The organism is Teichococcus aerophilus (assembly GCF_014490485.1).
Classification (GTDB): Bacteria; Pseudomonadota; Alphaproteobacteria; order Acetobacterales; family Acetobacteraceae; genus Pseudoroseomonas; species Pseudoroseomonas aerophila.
In genome coordinates this window covers 1-533 of record NZ_JACTVA010000138.1, presented here as the reverse complement: position 1 = coordinate 533, position 533 = coordinate 1, and the positions used below count along the sequence as shown (strand labels likewise).

The window sequence follows — 533 nt, the reverse complement described above, 5'->3', positions numbered from 1 at the left end:
GGCGGCAATGGCGACCTCCCGCCCCTCGCCCGCCTGCCGCAGCCGCGCCCCGGCCAGCCGCAGGGCGGCGGCCGGGCTGCCGGCGAAGCCGGGCTGGCCATCGCGGTGGGCAAACAGCGCCGCCACCCGTTCCCGCTTCCACCAGGACATGCCGAGGCAGACGGCCACCGGCCGGTTCTCCGCCTGCGCCCGGTTCCACAGGGCCAGCAGCCGCGCGGCCTCGGCGAAGCCGCAGGGCCGGCGCAGGAAGGGGTCGGCGCACCGCGTGGCGGCCAGCAGCGCGGCGAAGCGCGGGCCAGGTGCCGGTGCATGCCCATCAGCCCGTACCCCGGCGGCGGCGGCCAGCAGCGCCATCTCCTCCGTGGCGCCGAACAGCTCGGCGGCGAGGTCCAGCAACGTCCAGGCGGAAAACCGTCCCTCCAGCCGCGTCGCGCCGGCGGGCGGCACCAGCACCGGCAGCTGGCTGGCCGGCGCCGCCGGGTCCCGCGCCAGGATCACCGGCCGGCCCCGGGCGGCTTCCATCGCCGCCGCCA

General features: G+C 79.2%; 1 pseudogene. It reads right to left on the bottom strand.

Features of this window, described 5'->3' with window-relative positions:
* A pseudogene (locus IBL26_RS25485) lies at nucleotides 1–533 on the bottom strand (hypothetical protein); the annotation flags it as partial.